A 16,733-nucleotide genomic window follows, 5' to 3' on the forward strand; every position below is an offset into this window, starting at 1 on the left:
TTCCGATTGCGACACAAGGGTGTTATATGAAAGAGTTTGTAAATTCCAGTTGGAAACGGCCGTGAAACGGCCGTGAAACGCGTTTCAGCGGCTGTTTCAGCCGTTTCAGGCCATAGAATGCAACACCTTCATATCCTGGTGGGTCTGGTACTCGGGATATGCGGTCAAGCAAGCCCTCCCGGATCGTACTGCTCTCCGCGTTCGTCGCGCTCGGAGTCAGTATTGCAGTCTTCCTGAGCGTCACGGGCGTCACATCCGCGCTTACGGCCGATCCGACCCACGAAATCGAACTTCGGGATAGCGCCCTTATCCTTGACGATGGCACGAACTCCAAGCCAGTGCTTGAAGACGTAAGTCGGATGGAACGGATCGAAATCACGACTGTCGACGGCCAAGTCTTTGTGAGCGCCAAACCTCGAGATCTGCCGACACTCGATACGTCACAGCGTGAACTGGCCAAACAAATTGTCGCGAGCGACGGGTCGATCGTCGATCGCGAAGGGAGCGCTACATCGGCTCTCTATACGATCTATCCCGTGTTCGAGACAATGTCAAACAGACAGGCAGCAGTCATCGGCGCCGATACGAGAACGCGACACGAGTACTTGACGATAGCTACGAATGCCGACTTCAGTGTTCAAGAGAACGCAACCGAGAATTCAGTTGTTTTTAAGCGAGCTGACCGACCGGTTAGCGAAGATCGTGTAGTCGTCGTCATCGACCAGACCGAGTCAGATACCCGGTACAGTGTGGTCGTCAACCTCGATCGAGAGACAGTCGAAACAGTGGTTCAGTTCGATCCAACAGGTCGGTGAGCCGTAAAATCACAATGTACCGAAGCTTGGATTTAGACGGGCAGGCCAGTTCTGCCCAAATGTATCGGACTCCGGATCAGTTGAGGAGTCGAGCTACTATCTGGAAATAACCCTTATCGAGATGACCATGAACTTGCCCTCCATTCAACGCAGGTACGCAATCAGTACAGGCGTGTTTATCACCGCTACGGTCGTGCTCGTTGTGGTAGTACTGTCGCCATCATCTATCGTTGTCATCGGTAGCGAGAGGAGCGCAACGCTCGAACTGGCATCTCCGCAGTTCTGGGAAACCCTTTCAATTGCCGCCGTATCGTGTGTGTTCGGCAGTAGCGGCATGTATCTCTTCCTTAACACACCAGATGATTCGAATGCTGATCATGCCTCGACAGATACAGACCAGCCGAATCCTCGTGAGAGAGATTCGCTGGAGAAAGATAACATAATTGAAACTAGACGACAGGAATGGAAAGAAACCGCCCAAAAACTCAGTGACCGCGAAGAAGCAATCTACAGGGCAGTCTTGGATGCTGATGGGGTCCTCCCGCAAAGTGAGATCGTCGAACGGACGGACTGTTCAAAGGCGACTGTCAGCAGAGCCCTCGACAACCTCGAAGCAAAGAACCTTGTTGAGCGGAAACGCCGCGGCGTCGGGAATATTGTCTTGCTACAATAGCCAGAAGTCTATCTCAGATGTGACGTGCTTCCACGACTAAAGTCGAGGGCTTCCCACCCGGTGTCGGCCGGGCAGGTCAATCCTGAAGGTTGGGAATCTAAGCTTTGTGACCGACGGCACTGGCTCCGCCACGGAGCCGGTACTCGTACCCCGCGTGGGGCTTCGAGGTATCTTGTTTTGTGTCGGTCGGCGTGGTCGGCTTACTTGTTTGGTATCGGCTCTCGCCGTGGCAGACACCGAGTCAACTGCCAGTTTTCCACGCACGAAACACACTACGGTCAGTTGTTCAATCAAGCTTACGGCGCGTATCCCACGACTAAAGTCGTGGGTTTTGCACCTGTACTCGGTTATAACTTGGTGTCGGAGCACACACTAATGCACCCGTCAAATCCGTTTTTGCGGTCACGGACCCCGACACTTCACCGTTTTTGGAGAATGTGGGAGTAGAGGCGATAACACGGCCATTTCTCAGTGTATGAATACGGCCGAATACCGTTTCACGCGCGTCAAACGGCGGTTCGTGGGGGCGAAATCCCCGCCTCGTTTTAATCACCCCCGCCAAGTATGCGATGACACCGTGTCCGAGATTCCGGCCTGGATCGACGAACGGATCGATCGGAACCTCGACAACACGCTCACGCAGGAGCACGTCGTCGAGACGATGCTCGAATCCGATCGACCGTTCTTTTCGATCCGCCAGCTACACGCGCGCATCAAGCCCGATGTCAGCCGAGCCACGGTCCGAAACCGACTCCGGGAGCTACAGGAGATCGATGTCATCGCGACCGAGACGTATCCCGACTCGATCACCCTGTACTACATCAACCACCCGGAGTCGATGTGGCCGCTGTCGCCCGAAGGGAAGCGTGCGCTAAACGCAGATACCCCGCTAGATCGGCTCTCCACCCGCGGATTCCTCACACTGTCGGACACGGCCGGAATCCGCACCCTCGTACTCGCTGGATTCCAATTGAGCCTCTTTCTGTTCGCACTCGGCGGTGCTCTCACCATTGTCGGTGCCGACATCAGTGGGACACGGAGTGATATCACCCTCTGGGGCACCGCATTCGATTTGGTGATCGTGAGTCTGCTGTTGCTTATCGCCGAGCGGACCGCCCGGTGGATACGAGCGAGATTCGGTCCAATACCCCTCCTACCGTCGACGTAGCAAAGACTGCCCATCAATCAGTCACAGAACCAATCCACACATTCCCATGTCATCACCCTCCAGCACACCCGGCCCCGAACTGCTCGATGAACGCTCCTTTGGTGGCGTCTTCGTCCACTTCTTAGGACTACTTACCGGATTCCTCGGTCCAGCTGTTGTCTATGCCGTCTCGGATCACGAGTTCACACGAGCGAACGCTCGACAGGCACTAAACTGGCATATCACCGTCTTCGTACTCTCGATTGTTGCCGTTCCCACATTCTTCCTGGGGGCAGACACCATTACTGTCGCCGGTGAACCGAGAGAATTGTCCTTGCTTCCGGCACCGCTCGATACGGTGTTCGGAATCGTCGGTGCAGTACTGTTGATCCTCACGGCGATCGCCATGCTTCTCACGTTTGTGTATGCGATCGTCGCGACGGTGAAGGCGATCTTCGGATCGGTCTGGGAATATCCTGGCTCAGTCGCCGTCATTGAGCGACTCCAGTAACGAATTCCCATGCCTTCTGACCAGACTCACGAGACGACGCCGGGTACTGACGGACCAGCCCTCCTTACGGAACGACCTATCGGCGGGATTCTCGTCCATTTCCTGGCAATTCCGACCGGTGTCGTCGGGGCCGCCATCATGTACCTCCTCGCGACCAACGAATTCACCAAACAAAACGCTCGCAACGCACTTGATTGGCACCTCACGGTGTTAGCGACGACGGTCGTCACGTTCGGATCTCTGGTCACATACGCGGAGGTCACCGGTCAGGGCCTCACCGATATCGTCGTTCTTCCCACACCGGTCACCGCGGCTGCCAGCCTTGGCATTTCGGTCCTGTTCATGCTATGGATGGTCGTGATGTTCTGGACGTTCGTCGTCGGGTTCATCGCCATGGGGAAAGCGATATTTGGGTCCACATGGCGATATCCGCTGTCGCCGGCGTTCGTCGATCGATTCGGGTCCCGAGTTGACTGGCCCGAAAAGTGGCCTGCTCTCATCCTGGTGAACGTTATCTCCACACCGCTCATCATCTGGGCTGTCTTTTTCGGAACGACGAACGATGCCGCGTTCTGGTTCTCAGCCGTCGGGTTGCTCGCTCTTATCACCGTTCTGATTCCGCTGACCGGCGTCGGGATGTACCTTCACGGCGAGCACCATCGCTCGCCGGATACTGACTGGCAGCCGCCCCTCGTCGCCTATCTCGGCGTTCCAGCCGTGATCGCTATCTTCGGGTTCGTACTTTTGGCGACGGTCACTGATTCAGTCTACCCGACGGGCGACGCCATGTATGTCTTCATTGCGGCGTTCTGGATATCTTCTCTGGTGTATCTGGTCCGATGGTGGACGACAATGGACTGAGACCCTACAATCAGAGCTGTTGGTCTTTCCATCCCAGTTCTATGAAATAAAATAACGTCGCTCGGAATATCGGGTGGCGTCTTGTCCAGCACTGGCTCAAGTCTGGTGCTGGACGGGCCACCAGTCAATTGGCCCTCAAGTCAGGAACCGTGAACGCGAACGGCCAATTCCGACCGACCGCCTTGCGCGGGTAGAGCGGGAGTTCACTGACAAGCCTCGGGGCTTGACCCCGAGGCGGTTGACCACTGGTTGTTCGGCGAGAACAGAGAATATCGATCGGTCGATAAAGATCTTGATCACGAGCATATTTCGACGGCAACAATTTTATGACGTTCTCAGACGGATGCTGACATAGGCAGACACTAATGCCAATCAGAATCGATTCCAGTGGAGGGGACACGCCGCCCGTGAAACCGGGCACAAACGCCCACGAACTGCTCACGGTGTTGCTCGACCATCCCGACATGGGGTTCAGCCCGAAGGAACTAACGGAACTGACTGACGTTCCACATTCCAGCGTCCACAAGACCCTCTCCCGACTTCAAGAGAAGGGCCTCGTTCGGAAGGTCGATTCCTACTGGGCGGTTGCCGAGGACGTCGCAGCCTCGGAGATCGCGAACGCAGTGAGCCTCCAGCAGATCGAGGCCGAGTATGGTGACGACGCATACGGCGACGACGAGTGGACCGACGATGCACCGGATCTAGGAGAGAACGCGTAGGGTGGCCTACGCACAGGGCAGTATCGTCCTCGCGCCAGCAACGTTCAAAAGCGGAGTCCGACCGTATCTCGTCGTCTCGAACCAGAACCGGCCGTTCTTCGGCGATCGGTATACGGTTGCGGTCATCACGTCGACCGAGCGGGAGATGGCAGTTGAACTGACGGTCGATTCGCTCACCGAAGGCGAACTGAAGACGTATCCGAGTTACGTGAGTCCGTGGTCGCTGCACGTCTTTCCCCACCAAGAGATCACCAAGCGTGTGGCGCAGGCCGACGACTCAACCATGACTACGGTTGCAGACAGTATACACGAACTGACCCGGGTACTGTGATGAATCGATTCTCTATATTATTCACGGCCAATCCGATACCTATATGATGGATTACTATATCCTGCGCTAAGTCGTTCACCTCTACTGAGCGAATTGCAAAGCAGGTATCCCACTATTCCCCCGTGGTAGAAGCCCTGCCGTTTACCGCGGGCGAGGATGTCACTATTGATGCTTAATTAGAACCCATCGCGCTCGGTTTTGATATGCTTGACGTACGTTTCCACGACATTCTGGATGATTACTTCGCCTGCTTCGGTGGTTGCTTTTGTCGGGTCACCAAGAACGCCGCTTTCAGAAACCGATTTGAAACCCTCACTCAACAGGCGGGCTGGCGAGATATCGTCTTCGTACCCAGGTTCGATGTTCTCCGCCTTGACGAGGCCTTCGTCAATAGCTAGAACCATCGCTGTCTCGGCGGCCCCGGCATGGATCACGTCCTGATCGTAGTCAATGCCGGCTTCGCTAAGCCCCTCGTTCAGTAGTTGCATGTGTTCGTCAAGATCGGCAAGTGGAATCACCGTGGCACCGAGTTCCCGAGCGATGTCGGGGGCCACGGTATTGACTGGGCCGAAATTCCCACCGTGGGTCGGGATGAGGACAATGTAATTGAAGCCGTGGGTATCGAGAGAACGGCAATATGACCGGATCACATCCATCAGCGTTTCGGGTGGGACGGTGATCGTCCCGGAGAACTCCATGTGGTGGCCCGAACAGCCGGGACGGATTGTTGGGGCAGCGAGCGCATCGCCCAGTTCGGTCGCAATTCGGCGTGAAAGCTCGTCTCCGTCCAACGTATCCATATTCAGGGGCAGGTGCGGACCATGTTGCTCAATCGACCCGACTGCCACGATCGCTGTCTGTGTTCCATTTTCCAGGGCGGATTCGACCTCTGGCCAGACCATCTCCTCAAGGCATACGGATTTCCGAGAGGGCATGCGTTTTCGTCTGTCTCATTTGAATAGTAAATATTTGTACAATCTGAGATTGATCAGGGCCGAAAACAACGGCGTACGAAATCTCGAGAGAGTGCCGAGCGACAAACTGTATGGGTCACCAAGCCGGTCACTCGGCTGCCGAAACGGTCAGCTCCATGATCTCGAAGTCAGAATGGAGGACCACCCCGTTGATGGTCGCTACAAGGAAGTCGATATCTCCGGCCATTGAAAAAGCAGTTTCGCCAGTTGTCGGTACCAAGCCATACAGTTGCTCATCGGCAGTCCCATACCAGAAGAGGCCGCCATGATAGGCCAGTAACTCGGGTGTGAAACCACTCACGTCCTCTAAAGTGCGTGACCAATACTTCTCGCCACTTTCGCGATCGGCCGCGAGAATCCCGTTCGTCGTCGGGACAGCGACGAGGTCGCCGACGATCACTGGTCGGCCGCTTACCTCTGTTCCAGTGCTCCACTCGTAGCCCAATGTCTGGAGGTTGATCCGACGGAGTTTGCGGTCCGCATCTGCGATGAGATCGCCCTCGTACGCTGTCGGGTATCCGACGTTAAGCGGTGACCGATACTGGATCGTCCCATCAGCCATGTCGAATCCGACGAGGAAGTTTTCGAATCCGATGTGGAGCGTTTCATCGATCTGGGCTGTTTCTCCTGGGAAGGCTTTGTTCCTGACTGTGTTTGTCCATCGTTGCGAGAGGTCCGCCGTCTCTAAAAGAGAGATCCGGTTGACGGATCTCCCGTCGTCGTCACTGGACTCCACAGTTCCACAGACGAGCGCATCTCCGACTTCCGTGATGAGCTCAATATCTCCGGTGAGTTGCGCTTGTGTACGCTGCTCCCCGGTCTCCGGGTCGAACCGGTAAATCGTCGATCGCTCTGTCTCTCTCGGCGTGACGCCGAGGGTGAGCGTGGAGTCGGTTAATTCGAGGACCGCACTACTCCCCGGACTCGCGATCGTTGTGGTCGGTTTCGACGACCCAAAGTCCCGGACCTGTATCTGGTCGCCAGTCGCGAATGCGTAGGACGGGCCGTGTGACGTAAGCGCAGTGAGGTTGTTCGTGAACGACTGTACCGTGGTCATCTCCGCTTCAGTCGTCGCGTAAGCCGGCGTGGACGTTCCCTGTTGTATAGGACGCGATGATTCAGGAGTTCCAGTCGATCCCTCCGAAGTGGGTGAGGTTGACGTAGCCGTCCCCTGTTGTTTGGGGTTCAATGACTCAGACGTCCCACTCGGCTGTTCTGAACCTGACGGACTTGATGGACCCGTTGATTCTTGGAATGTGAGACACCCAGACGTACTGAGCCCAGCAAAGATGGAGAGAAGGTGGCGTCGGTTCATTCCTTAGGCCTCGACCGAAAAGGCGACCAGCTGATTTTCCATGCGGACTCCTAAGCGCGAACCCAACTCAAAGGTGCCTTGTGTCGAAGCAGCGAACTGCGTCTGGACTTGCTGTTCGCCGGTCTCGATCTCGAACCCCAGCAGTGTACGGTTGCGCTCTTCATCGCTTGATGCAGTGGGAGCTACCCAGACGTAGTCACCGACAATCGCCGGTGTCGATTCGAGGGGATTGTCCGTTTGCGCTGTCCAGACGACCTCCCCAGTCTGGATATCGAGTGCGTGAAGTTGGTGATAGGATGCGAGATACGCGCGACCATCATGAAACGCAGGCGCCGCAGTATATACATACTGAGTGGCCCGGCGCTCTTCGAGGAGATGCCGCCATGCCACGGTTCCATCCGGTGCTATCTTTAGGAGCTCGACGCCGTCCCCAGCAATCGGAACGTACAGCGTGTCTTCATGGGCCCGGATCGGTGCCGTTACGTAACCGTTGACGGCCCAGTTGAGTTCCCCCGTGACTGGATCGCGTGACTCGATACGCGGTTGATCACCCATTCCGAAGCCGACGATCGCCTGGTCACCGTACCCGATACCACCTGTATAGGATCGTCCGACCTCGGTCACTGACCAGTTCTCATTAAGACCTGATTTCGATAACCCGACGAGTTCGTTCTCTTGCTCACCGGCGGCGTTGTAGTCTGTCCCGACTACGATGACCTCGTCGGTGACCGCGGGGGGGCCACCCACTGGGCCGAAATCGGACGACGATTCAACCGCGCCGGTCTGCAGATTCGCTCGGTACACGCCGCTTTCGAGGAACGAAGCGTAGTACAGAGCCGTCGTATCGGTTGCGCCGATTAACGAGATACGGTCTTGGTCGGTCTGCCAGCGTTGGGTTCCGTCGGTCGTTGCGACCGCACGAACGCCATCTCGAGAGCCTACATAGATTGTCTCGCCGTCGACGAACGCCTCGCCGGTCGGTTCGAAGAACACGCTCCACTCTCGGGAGAACGAGACAGGGGAAGCAGGCGTCTCAGTCTTGGTCGCCGTTGGCGTCGACGTTGGTGTTAGCGTTGGTGATGCGGGCGTTTCAGATTCAGTCTGGGCTTGTGGACGCTCTATTTGGGTTGCTGTCTCAGTCGTGGTTGTGGCTGTCCTGAGACACCCCGTGAGTAACCCACTACCGACCGTAGCGAGCAAGGTCCGCCGTCTGTATGAGCTATCCGGCATGGCCGACACGCTAGCTCGTTCTTCTGGTGTCTTGTGTCATTTTCGATCAGTTCGGATTCGGAGGGATCAAGGTTGGTCTAGTGGGGTTGAGGCCATCTCTAGTTCTGAGTATTCGCGTCCGTCGACAGTCGCCATCCTTTCATGATCTGAACCCGTCTACGGGGCGTCACCTGACCGAGTCGAACGCCCGACCTGAACACCGGAACTACAGAACCGGTCCCGGACGCAGGAATAGAAATACGACCACGTTCAGTGTCAGCCCGAACAACATAGTGGTCCCGGCAGTCGTCAGCAACAGCGCACCTTCTCGGCTGCTATACTGTTGTCGGACCCAGAAGCCCGCGCCGAGTGCTAGAAATCCGAACACGTACGGCGCGATGACTACTGACAGAACGCTCGCAGAGACGGCGATAAATGAGATCAAGCCGTGGTTGTCTTGTCCGGCCTCGCCGTGTCGAGTGCGAAACTGGTCGAATGCGTAGATCGCTCCCGTAACGAGATTGAGAACCGGGAGGCAGAGTCCTCCGAGGGTCGGCCACGAGTCACCGCCGCTCTGCGGGCTGTCAATGATAACAGCCGGGAGAAGGAGTAGCGACGCGGCCCAACAAGCCCACAGTAATTCAACTAACGTCGCGAGTTCGAATAGATAGCCAAGCACGAGGCCGTCAATCCAGAGCGGCACGGTGACAGCGACGACGAAATGTGCTCTGCTAGCGCGATCAGCCATGCCATGCCTATCTGTCGACCGTTCCCAAAAAAGGCCCGCTCGGAAATTAGGTTAGGACCATAAATTATACAATCTGTGTACAGTTGGGTATCATATGGCAGTCAGGGGTATCGGAGCGGTCGTACGCGGGGCGTTTGATGCAGTTATTCGCCCACATCGGTTCGTCGAATTTCAGACGGACTCGTACGCAACATCGAGACTTGGCATGGTCCGCCAAATGGGCTCGCTCCTCGGTGTCTATATCATCAATCTCGTTGCATACGCGATACCGCTGACACTTGCGGGCATCGGCGTCCAGCCGACACAACAGTCGCCAGGCTGGTTTCGGAATCTCGTCAGCGCATCCGGCATCGATCCGACGGCCGGTTGGCAGTTACTGGTCGCGTTCGTCCAGAACTCGCTGTACATCACGATGGCCACTGCCATCACGTTGGTGACGTTCCACGTCGGCGTGCTCATCGTGCGAGATTCGCGAGATATCGTCCAGAGCGTGCATACCGTCGTGTACACGACGAGCGCGTATCTGGTTGCGGTATTCTCCGGCGTGTGGTATCTGACTAACCAGGCCGGCGTGAGCGGTGCCCGGGTACTCGTTCGGAACCTTCAGGCGTCGTTCGTCTACGCCATTATCGATCTGCTAGGTGCGGACCTAGAACTCCCGGGCGGCAGGCCCGAGGAGATAGCTGCGAACGCCCTCTCAACGGAAGGGCAGTGGATACTGGCGTTGCTTTCGGTCGCGTTGTTGTATTACCTGTTTTCCCTGTACCTCGGTGCACGAATCAACCATCGAGCAACGCGGAGTAACGCGCTCATCGCGGTCGCCGCCGTTGCGCTCTCCCCAGCCGTCTACGTCACTGGTTCGGTCCTCGCATACACACTCGGATTCACATAAGATGTCACAACTCGATACACAAACCACGGACACGACGGAGCAGTCGGACGCACAGGAGGAGAGCGAACAGGAGAGCGTCGTCCTTGAGACGAACCCAACGACGAAACCCACGTTGATCCGATTGGGGCTCGTCCTGTTGCTCAGTCTCGGACTGTTTGGGTACCTCCAGTTCGATCCGCAAGCGCTCGGATCTCCGGATATCACCAACACAGCAGCCCTTATCGTCCTCCTGCTTGGGTTGGTACTGACAATTCGGTTTTTGGTTCGGACGCTCGTCTTGACGAGGACACGGTACGTCGTCACGGGGAATCGTGTCGAGCAACGCTATGAGCTACTCTACCGGACTCACTCGAAGGGCGTCAGATTCGACAAAGTCCGGAGTCACGAGCTGAACCAGAACCGCGTTCAGTCGTTGCTCGGATACGGGACGATCTCGATGAACCGTGGGCTCGGACCGCTCCGACTCGAAAACGTGGATGAACCCCAGACTGTCTACGAGACCATTCGAACGTGCATTGACCGAACGGAATCGGAATGAGGGGGGTCGACCAGACGGATAACAGTACTGCCACAGCGAGCAAACGCCAGTACTTAGCTGCCATCGCGGCGAGCGTCAGTCTCGGTGGTTGTCTGCAGTTCTCGGAGGCCGACACGACAGCAAATAAACCTAGACCGACATCGGATCGGCCTGAAACGACCACTGAATCCGGACCGACACCGGACCAGTTTGAGGCGACCGATGATCCCGAGACGCCCAATGAAACCAAGACGTCCAGTAGGGATCGGACTACCGAAGATTCCACCACTCAGTCACAGCCGACAGAGACACCAGCACTACCGCCCGGAACCAGATGGATAGCGAATGCACAGGCACCATTCATTGCAGGGCCGGTCGTCGTCGACGAGACTGTGATCGCGACCAGCCTCGATCGACACGTCTACGCGTTTGATATCGAGACTGGCGCGGAACAGTGGTCCGTCAGCAGCGAGACGAAACTCAACAAGGGACTGTCGGTACTTGACGGCGTCGCCGTCGCAACCGGGTTTGAGGAGCAACTCGGCGTCGCCGTTGACGACGGTACTGTCACGTATCGGAAGCAGGCGGGCGTCGAGAGCGGTATCCGTGCGCAGGTCATTGCCGACGATGCGGTGTATCAGTGTGGGGTTCAGGGTGGTGTGAGAGCGCTCGACCCGGACACAGGGGAGTACCAGTGGACAGCACCCAGCGACAAACCGCGCGTGGCTATCGATCACGACGGTGATACCATCTGTGTCGGTCTTCATCCGACTGGCAAACACGGCTCCCCGCCGTGGGCGTTCGCGGGATTCGACGCCGCCACAGGTGACCGACTGTGGTACGTCGAGCGCGACTCGGATGCGAGTTCAGTCAATCCCCAGATCGCCGTTGCTGATGGAACGTGTTTGGCGTATAACAGCAGTAACCACCACATGCGCATTAACGCCCGGACGGGCGATATCCACACGGAGGTCACGGACTCTCAGATCGGTCGCCTCTACGGTACTGCCAACGGGACTATTGTGGTGACCCGTGGATCGGAACTCCAAGGCATCAGCAATTCAACGGAAAATGTCATTTGGGCAACGACTGTCGGGTCAGGGCGGTACAACGCAACGTGCTTCGACGACGGAACGTTCTGGTACCTCTCGAACCAAACGCTCTACAAGACCGATATTTCTACCGGTGATGCAACGACAGTCGGTGATCTCTCGCTTGGTGGAACTTCGGTTGACGGGACCGGCGTCGAAGACGGTCTCGCAGTCGCTGGGGAGACTGTGTTCGTGACGACGAGCGACGCTCATATCCGTGCACTTGAACAGCCATGACAGGGTCAAACGCCGACATCGACGACAAGTCAGTGTCGCGGCAACGCTGGACACGACGGGGATTCGTCGGTATCGTGGTGGGATCGGCGACTACCGGTTGTCTTCGAATGGGGGCTGACAGTCCTGCGAATACGGATAGCGAAGAACGGACTACGGAGGGAACGGCCACGGAACGACCGGTTACGGAGCAATCAGTCACAGAGAAATCAGACACAGAGAGGCTGAGAACGATGACCCCACAGGGGACGAACACCGATGAGACACAGACAGGGACCCCATCTTGGCCACGACCTACGGGGCTCCGTCAGGACTGGACCGCAGAGTTCATCGGGCAAGTGTTTGTCGTCCAGACTGCCCCGGACGACGAGATGGTCGTCGTCGGTGGTGAAAACGGTATCGGGGCGGTGTCGCCATCTACCGGCGAGCGTGTCTGGACCACATATACCGCCTGGATCGGGAGGCTCCCTGCGATATCAGCGACGACTGTCTACGCGGCCGGACGGAATGGGACGTTGCATGCCTTGGCGCGCTCGGACGGGTCCACCCAATGGACGTTTGAGGGGGAGACGGGACTGACGACAGCACCTCTTGTTTTCCCGGACCGCGACCGGGTCGTAGTCGGTGCCGGTCAGTCGAACGGTCGGCAAGTCGGTTCTGTCGGCGATTCGGAGTTCGACCCAACGTATCTGTATGTCCTCAACACCGACGGATCGTGTGTTTGGTCGGTCGAGACTGCTGGCGGTAATCCAGTGACGGCGACTGCCGTTCACGATGACCGCCTCTACCTGCGGACGGTGAACCGGATCGAGGCGTATTCGCTCACGGATGGGACCCGAGCGTGGCGGCTCGGCGTCAATGACCTCCAGTGGGATAACGTATCACTCACCCCGTACCGCGGGAAGCGCATGTTCGCAGACGAAAACGGAGTCTACGTCCCGACAAAAGATGGGGTGGCTGCGTTCGCCCCCGATGGGACCAAGCAGTGGCGCTTCGAACCGTTCGATAGACCACGTCGATACCAATACGAATCGGGCATGCTCTACGTCGGTGCCGCGGACAACGCGGTTTACGCCATCGATACCACCGACGGGTCACAGACTTGGCGGACACAGCTTGACGGCGAGATTAATGTGTTGGTTCGTGGCGACGATGGTCTCTGGACCGGCACCGAAACCGGGACAGTTGGTCTACTATTGCCTGACAGTGGTGAGACGCGGTTTACCAAGAGCATTGATGAGTCAGTCACTGCAGGGGACGTTATCAAAGAGCGTCTTGTAATAGCGACAGCAGGCTTGGAGTTTCGGGGGTTTGCGTTCCAGTATCCCTGAAAGTAGGAGACATCGTCTTCATCGTTTTAACCGATCTTATGTGGCAATTGGGATCCAGTTAAGGAGAGATGTTTCATAAGACACTCTCTTCCAGATCGGCGGAGTAAACACGAGGGCCATTGCTGCTACAGAGTAAGGCCCACCCAGCGGTCCGCGGCCCGGAAGCGACTCCGGCCATTGCGACGTTCTCAGAAAACTACCTTGGCAAAAGTTGGGTCTGTAGACTGTGCGAGACGAAACCCACCGCTTTTGCGGTCGGTAGCTGAATAGCAGTTTACGCGTATGACCGCCCCGTATCACCCGGTCGAATCCCCAGACGAAACCACCATCTTCCCGTATCACGATCTCACACCGCCGACTACAGCGGATGTCTACCACGCACACCAAGTTGTCAGTCGGTACCTCTCCCAGACACCGCTTGTTCGAAGCGAATTCCTGTCCGCTGAATTCGGTGCTGATGTGTATCTCAAGCGGGAAGATATCCTTCCAACGGGCGCATTCAAAGTTCGTGGCGGCATTAACCTAGTCTCTCAACTGGATGATGGATTCCACGACCCTGGACTGATCTCTGCCAGCACTGGAAATCACGGTCAATCCATCGCGTACGCCGGTCGCATGTTCGATATCCCAGTAACAATCGTTGTCCCTGAAGATGCGAATCCCTCGAAAGTAACAGAAATGGAGCGGCTCGGTGCAGCAGTTCGGTTCCACGGGGATGCATTCGATGACGCCCGTGAGCACGCCGAGGAGCTAGCTGCAGATGAGGGCTACCGGTACGTCCACTCGGCGAATGAGCCGGCACTCGTTTCCGGTGTTGGCACCGCTGGACTTGAGATCGTCGAGGACCTCCCTGATATCGACTATCTGTTTTGCCCGGTCGGCGGCGGATCGAGTGCAGCTGGCTACTGTCTTACAGTCGGAACCCTCACAGAAGCAACCGTGATCGGCGCACAATCGGAGGCTGCGCCAGCGATGCACCGCGCCTGGACTGAAGGACATCTCGCCTCTCACGAGCAGATGGAAACCTCTGCAGAAGGAATTGCGACACGAGTCCCGTTCGCATTGACGATGAATGTGCTCCGAAACCAACTCCCCGAATTTGATCTCGTGAGCGAGCACGCGATCAAGGAGGGTGTTCGAGACCTATTTACAGAAGAGCGGATTCCCGCAGAGGGGGCGTGTGCAGCAAGCCTCGCAGCGATGCGACAGCGCCAAGAAGAACTGCGCGGTCAAACGGTTGTGTTCCCTATCTCTGGACGGAATATCTCACCTGCAACCCTACGGTCGATTGTTGGGAACACGAATCACCTGTGACTTCTTCGATGACTACAGCTGTTGGCTTCTCCTTGAATGTGTTTTAGTTCATAACTATTTCTTACGAATGTTAACCGAGCTACCGTCAATGTTTATTGGTTTCAACTGTGAATAAGCGGCTACTGCATTGAAGGAACTGTATCGCATTCATACCAAACTGGTTTGCACAATCGGTAATACTGAGTAGAAACCGTGATTAAGCCACCATCACCGATACCAAAGTTCCACCGTGTGGTAGCATGAAGGCAGAGACCAGCTAATGTTAGAAACGTACTTCTATGGGATAGTTTGATGGCAGGGAGCTGGCGCGATTCGTCCAACCGGTCCGAGATCGAGAAACTGACACTTGCACTCTGGGCATTGATAGGTGGGCTTGCGATTGGCTTCGCTATATCCACAATCGGAATGGCTGCTGCTTGGTGGTTCTCGTGGGATATTTCAGTCGCGATCTCAGGATTACTGGGAGCAACCATAACAACCACCGGTTTCACATTATACGTTGCATTTAATCCAGATGGACTTTCGAAACGGGTTCAGAATGCAATTGACTGAGTCCCTGTGAGTGTCACCTTTCCACTTTCATAGGTTGTTTTATAGAATAGCAGGAGAAAACCAACCCCTTCAGGGGTTGAATGAATCCGTAAGCTAGTGCTCCTCCTCCGACAAACACTCGACCACCCCCCCAACGTATTTGAACCAATACCCCTACATATAACATATGGAAGTGCGGCGTACTGTCTCGGTTACACTCGATGTGGACAGTGACGACGCCACACTCCTCGAAGACACCGTAGACACATTTCTCTGGTCGGCGCAGTACGTCGTAGACCACGCTTTCGAGGGCGAATACGTCACTACCAGCAAAACCACGCTGGACGACGAAACCTACGACGACGTGCGAGAAGCCACGGACGGCTTCAACGGTGGACTGGTACAAGCCGCTCGAAACAAGGCTGCCGAAGCCTGCAAAAGCGTCGTCGCCAAGTGGAAACAAGGCAAGAAGGCATCGAAACCCTACTTCACCAGTCCACATGTCGTCTACGACCACCGCACGGCGACGTTTCATGATGACTACGTGAGTCTTGCGACCACGGGCGGTCGGATCGAAGCCGACTACGTACTGCCAGACGAGGACAGTGACACGCCCCACGCGGAATACCTCTTTTCCGACGAGTACGAGACAACAGGTGCAGAACTGCACTACACGAACGGTAACTGGATGCTTCACATCCACTGCAAAATGGACGTGCAATCCGACACGCTGGAACAGGCGACCACCGAGAACGGAACGGTTCTCGGGGTTGACCTCGGCGTGAACAATCTCGCAGTTGCCTCAACTGGCACGTTCTGGACAGGTGATGAGTTCGATCACTGGCGTCGTGAATACGAGCAACGCCGTGGTGACTTGCAGGAACACGGGACACGGTGGGCGCACGAGAACGTCCAGTCTGTCGGTCGCAAAGAAGACGGTCGGTTCAAGATGACACTCCACCGCATCAGCAACGAACTCGTGGCAGAAGCTCGTGATCACGAGTGTCCGGTGATCGCATTCGAGGACTTGGCTGACATTCGTGAACGCACTGGTGCGTCGTGGGGACACAAGTGGGCGTTCAACCGACTGTATGACTACGTTGAGTACAAAGCCGCAGAGTACGGCATCGACGTAGAACAGGTTGCCCCGGAGAACACGTCGCGTCGGTGTTCACACTGTGGATTCACCCATCCAGACAACCGTGAGAGTGAATCGTTTGAGTGTCTGAAATGCGGCTATCAGAACCACGCTGATTACAATGCCGCGAAGAACATTGGTCTGCGGTATCTCCGTCGGAACCAAACTGGTGGCGATGGAGGCGCACCCTTGGGCGTGCGCTTGAACAGCGGGACGTTGAACGTGAACGGAGAGTATGAACCTCCTGCCTTAACTGAGGCCAGAGCGGGAGTCCACGCTGAATCCCACCCGTTCACGGGTGGGTAGCTCAAAGTTGTCACTCGATACATCGATGCTCTCAGGAGAGCGACGATGGGCGAACGACAGTAGTTCTACCCGCATA

At 56.4% G+C, this 16,733-nt stretch carries 18 protein-coding genes; 14 read left to right on the top strand and 4 right to left on the bottom strand.

Going from position 1 to position 16,733, the window contains the following annotated elements:
• Positions 1 to 158 precede the first annotated feature (158 nt).
• The 7 genes from HZS54_RS06855 to HZS54_RS06885 all read left to right on the top strand — a co-directional run bounded on the left by HZS54_RS06855 (position 159) and on the right by HZS54_RS06885 (position 5,057).
• Positions 159 to 815: a hypothetical protein gene (locus HZS54_RS06855; protein ID WP_179921276.1), complete on the top strand. Its 657-nt coding sequence runs from the start codon at positions 159 to 161 to the stop codon at positions 813 to 815.
• Positions 816 to 936: 121 nt separating this feature from the next.
• Positions 937 to 1,488 carry a helix-turn-helix transcriptional regulator gene (locus HZS54_RS06860; protein ID WP_179921278.1) on the top strand — a complete coding sequence of 184 codons (552 nt, stop codon included), beginning with the start codon at positions 937 to 939 and terminating at the stop codon, positions 1,486 to 1,488.
• A 577-nt stretch (positions 1,489 to 2,065) separates the two neighbouring features.
• Positions 2,066 to 2,656 (top strand): helix-turn-helix domain-containing protein, encoded by a 591-nt coding sequence (locus HZS54_RS06865; protein ID WP_179921280.1) that lies wholly within the window; start codon positions 2,066 to 2,068, stop codon positions 2,654 to 2,656.
• Positions 2,657 to 2,702: 46 nt separating this feature from the next.
• The gene (locus HZS54_RS06870) at positions 2,703 to 3,146 is read left to right on the top strand and encodes a DUF4870 domain-containing protein (protein ID WP_179921283.1); all 444 of its coding nucleotides are present in this window, start codon (positions 2,703 to 2,705) and stop codon (positions 3,144 to 3,146) included.
• A 9-nt stretch (positions 3,147 to 3,155) separates the two neighbouring features.
• Positions 3,156 to 4,007: a magnetosome magnetite crystal formation protein family gene (locus HZS54_RS06875; protein WP_179921285.1), complete on the top strand. Its 852-nt coding sequence runs from the start codon at positions 3,156 to 3,158 to the stop codon at positions 4,005 to 4,007.
• A 407-nt stretch (positions 4,008 to 4,414) separates the two neighbouring features.
• On the top strand, positions 4,415 to 4,726 hold the full coding sequence (locus HZS54_RS06880; RefSeq protein ID WP_246391707.1) for a MarR family transcriptional regulator: 312 nt from the start codon (positions 4,415 to 4,417) through the stop codon (positions 4,724 to 4,726).
• Position 4,727: 1 nt separating this feature from the next.
• The gene (locus tag HZS54_RS06885; protein ID WP_179921289.1) at positions 4,728 to 5,057 is read left to right on the top strand and encodes a type II toxin-antitoxin system PemK/MazF family toxin; all 330 of its coding nucleotides are present in this window, start codon (positions 4,728 to 4,730) and stop codon (positions 5,055 to 5,057) included.
• Between the two features lie 176 nt (positions 5,058 to 5,233).
• Here the strand turns inward: HZS54_RS06885 and HZS54_RS06890 are convergent, their stop codons facing one another.
• The 4 genes from HZS54_RS06890 to HZS54_RS06905 all read right to left on the bottom strand — a co-directional run bounded on the left by HZS54_RS06890 (position 5,234) and on the right by HZS54_RS06905 (position 9,303).
• Positions 5,234 to 5,992: a creatininase family protein gene (locus tag HZS54_RS06890; protein ID WP_179921291.1), complete on the bottom strand. Its 759-nt coding sequence runs from the start codon at positions 5,990 to 5,992 to the stop codon at positions 5,234 to 5,236.
• Positions 5,993 to 6,119: 127 nt separating this feature from the next.
• Positions 6,120 to 7,088 carry an outer membrane protein assembly factor BamB family protein gene (locus HZS54_RS06895; RefSeq protein ID WP_179921293.1) on the bottom strand — a complete coding sequence of 323 codons (969 nt, stop codon included), beginning with the start codon at positions 7,086 to 7,088 and terminating at the stop codon, positions 6,120 to 6,122.
• A gap of 261 nt (positions 7,089 to 7,349) precedes the next feature.
• Entirely contained in the window at positions 7,350 to 8,339 is a 990-nt protein-coding gene (locus HZS54_RS06900; protein ID WP_179921295.1) for an outer membrane protein assembly factor BamB family protein, read from the bottom strand.
• A 442-nt stretch (positions 8,340 to 8,781) separates the two neighbouring features.
• Positions 8,782 to 9,303 carry a hypothetical protein gene (locus HZS54_RS06905; RefSeq protein WP_179921297.1) on the bottom strand — a complete coding sequence of 174 codons (522 nt, stop codon included), beginning with the start codon at positions 9,301 to 9,303 and terminating at the stop codon, positions 8,782 to 8,784.
• 94 nt (positions 9,304 to 9,397) lie between these two features.
• Here HZS54_RS06905 and HZS54_RS06910 point away from each other — a divergent pair, with 94 nt between their 5' ends.
• From HZS54_RS06910 to HZS54_RS06940, 7 genes are all read left to right on the top strand, one after another.
• On the top strand, positions 9,398 to 10,195 hold the full coding sequence (locus tag HZS54_RS06910; protein WP_179921299.1) for a hypothetical protein: 798 nt from the start codon (positions 9,398 to 9,400) through the stop codon (positions 10,193 to 10,195).
• Between the two features lies 1 nt (position 10,196).
• Positions 10,197 to 10,733, top strand: coding sequence for a PH domain-containing protein (locus tag HZS54_RS06915; protein WP_179921301.1), 537 nt, complete (start codon positions 10,197 to 10,199; stop codon positions 10,731 to 10,733).
• Positions 10,730 to 12,040: an outer membrane protein assembly factor BamB family protein gene (locus tag HZS54_RS06920; protein ID WP_179921303.1), complete on the top strand. Its 1,311-nt coding sequence runs from the start codon at positions 10,730 to 10,732 to the stop codon at positions 12,038 to 12,040. The genes HZS54_RS06915 and HZS54_RS06920 overlap by 4 nt, the downstream gene beginning before the upstream one ends.
• A gap of 230 nt (positions 12,041 to 12,270) precedes the next feature.
• Entirely contained in the window at positions 12,271 to 13,368 is a 1,098-nt protein-coding gene (locus HZS54_RS06925; protein ID WP_179921305.1) for an outer membrane protein assembly factor BamB family protein, read from the top strand.
• 282 nt (positions 13,369 to 13,650) lie between these two features.
• Complete coding sequence (locus tag HZS54_RS06930) at positions 13,651 to 14,682, top strand: threonine ammonia-lyase (RefSeq protein ID WP_179921307.1); 1,032 nt, start codon at positions 13,651 to 13,653, stop codon at positions 14,680 to 14,682.
• A gap of 291 nt (positions 14,683 to 14,973) precedes the next feature.
• Positions 14,974 to 15,234: a hypothetical protein gene (locus tag HZS54_RS06935; RefSeq protein ID WP_179921309.1), complete on the top strand. Its 261-nt coding sequence runs from the start codon at positions 14,974 to 14,976 to the stop codon at positions 15,232 to 15,234.
• Between the two features lie 166 nt (positions 15,235 to 15,400).
• Entirely contained in the window at positions 15,401 to 16,657 is a 1,257-nt protein-coding gene (locus HZS54_RS06940) for an RNA-guided endonuclease InsQ/TnpB family protein (RefSeq protein WP_179921311.1), read from the top strand.
• The last annotated feature ends 76 nt before the right edge of the window (positions 16,658 to 16,733 follow it).

Source organism: Halosimplex pelagicum, assembly GCF_013415905.1.
GTDB classification, from domain to species: domain Archaea; phylum Halobacteriota; class Halobacteria; order Halobacteriales; family Haloarculaceae; genus Halosimplex; species Halosimplex pelagicum.